This is a genomic window from Kitasatospora sp. NPDC091257, from assembly GCF_044757675.1.
Classification (GTDB): domain Bacteria; phylum Actinomycetota; class Actinomycetes; order Streptomycetales; family Streptomycetaceae; genus Kitasatospora; species Kitasatospora lactacystinica.
In genome coordinates, this window is record NZ_JBIVVI010001434.1 from 1 (window position 1) to 2,044 (window position 2,044).

The window sequence follows — 2,044 nt, forward strand, 5'->3', positions numbered from 1 at the left end:
GGTGGTCGGGGGGAGGGCGGTCGGCTCGGCCGTGGTCGGCTCGGCGGCGGTCGGGACGGCCGCCTGCTCGGTGACGGCCTGCCCGGTGGCAGTCTGCCCGGTCCCGGCGGTCCAGCGGCGGACGTGCGGCAGGTCGTCGTCGAGCCAGTAGGCGTCGTCCTCGGTGACGACCAGCAGTTCCTCGAACTTGATGCCCACGCCCCGGAAGCCGATGTGCGGCTCCACCGCCCACAGGCCCGGGGTGGGCGCGTGCCGGGACGACCGGCCGTCCGCCCAGAGCGGTGAACGGCCGTGCAGCCGCTCGGAGATCAGCTCGCGGCCGAGGGTCTGGAGGGTGCGCACGCCGAAGCCGAGGACGTTCACCCCGGCCGGACCGCGCGCGGTGGTGCGGGTGACCTGGTGGCCGATCACCCGGCCCGGGTAGACCTGGTGGCGGTTGTCGTAGCCGTGCGCGGCGATCTGGGCGTCCACCGCCGCGTACACCTCGGCGAGCGGCCTGCGGGCCCGCACCTCGGCGAGGATCAGCTCGCGGTACACCTTCAGGTCGGCGGCCAGGCGGTCCCAGACCCGGTTCTCGCCGACCTTGCCGCCGTAGCCGATGTCGGCGGTGTAGCCGTCCACCACGGGCGCGCAGTCCAGCACGTACGGCATGCCCTCCTCCAGGCGGCGGTTGCCGGCGAAGAACTGCAGCGGGGTGTGGAAGTGCCGGAACGCCGTCCGGTCGCCGAACCAGGCGAAGGGGACGTGGAAGAAGTCCTGCACCCCGGCGGCGACCAGGCGGCGGCGCAGCTCCGCGGTGGCCTGCCGCTCGGTGACGCCCGGCTCGATCCAGGCGGCGACCTGTTCGGCGCAGGCGTAGGCGAGTTGCTGGGTCTCGCGGAAGCGGGCGAGGTCGCGCTCGGTGTAGCGGAAGGCGGGGGTCGCTTTCGCCATGGAGAGGGCTCCTTCTAGAGATCGAGCACGAGGGTCTCGCCCTCGGCGGCCCGGGAGACGCAGGGCAGCAGGGCGCCGGCGGCACGCTGCTCGGGGGTGAGGCGGCGGTCCCGGTGGTCGGGCGAGCCGGCCAGCACCCGGACCTCGCAGGTGCCGCAGAAGCCCTGGTGGCAGGAGTACGGGAGGTCCGGGCGGGCCTCGCGCAGCACGTCGAGGGCGGAGCGGTCGGCGGGGACGTCGAGGTCCGGACCGTCGGCGCCGAGGCGGACGGCGAACGGCTCGCCGTCCGTGACCGGGGCGGCGCCGAAGCGCTCGAAGTGCAGGGAGGCGGCCGGGGAGGCGTCCAGGGCGCGCTGCACGGCGGTGAGCATCGGCGCCGGGCCGCAGCAGTAGACGGCGGCGCCGCGCGGGGCGTGGGCGAGCAGTTCGGCTCCGGTGGGGACGCCGCCGTGCTCGTCGTCGGTGCGCAGCACCACCCGGCGCGGGTCGAGGGCGCGCAGCTCGTCCGTGTACGGGAGGGTGTCGGCGCTGCGGCCGACGTGCACCAGGCGCCAGTCCAGGCCGTGCCGCTGCGCCTCGCGGGCCATCGGGAGCAGCGGGGTGATGCCGATGCCGCCGGCCAGCAGGAGGACGGCGGGCTCGGCGCAGAAGGCGAAGCCGTTGCGCGGGCGGCGGGCGGTGAGCCGGGTGCCGGGGTGCAGGGCGTCGTGGACCTCGACGGATCCGCCGCCGCCCTCGGGCAGCCGCCGGACGGCGATGCGGTAGCCGGTGCGGTCGGCCGGGTCGCCGCTGAGGGAGTAGTGGCGTTCGCGGCCGGAGGGCAGGACGAGGCGCAGGTGGGCGCCGGGCTGCCAGCCGGGCAGCGGGCCGCCGGAGGGGTCGGCGAGGAGCAGCTCCACGACGTCGACGGCCGGTCGGCGGCGCTCGGCGACGACCAGTTGGAGCGGCGGGGTGGGGCGGCTGAGCGGCCGGCGGGGGTTGCGGCGCAGCAGCGGGCCGCCGAGGGCCGGGGAGTAGCGGTCGCCGAAGGCGGTGAGCCGGCGCATGAAGCCGTCGGGGCGGGGGCGGCCGTAGAGGTCGGGGGGCGGGGTGAGCTGGTCCATCCGGCGGG

General features: G+C 76.6%; 2 protein-coding genes. Both read right to left on the reverse strand.

The window, feature by feature from the left end:
* On the reverse strand, positions 1–933 hold a 933-nt coding region (locus ACIQOV_RS39080; RefSeq protein WP_401055606.1), incomplete at its 3' end, for a M24 family metallopeptidase.
* A gap of 14 nt (positions 934–947) precedes the next feature.
* Positions 948–2,036, reverse strand: coding sequence for a PDR/VanB family oxidoreductase (locus ACIQOV_RS39085; protein ID WP_401055608.1), 1,089 nt, complete (start codon positions 2,034–2,036; stop codon positions 948–950).
* Positions 2,037–2,044: the final 8 nt, after the last annotated feature.

Coding starts and splice junctions, on each gene's coding strand:
- ACIQOV_RS39085 (WP_401055608.1), bottom strand. CDS start 2,036: ATGGACCAGCTCACCCCGCCCCCCGACCTCTACGGCCGCCCCCGCCCC.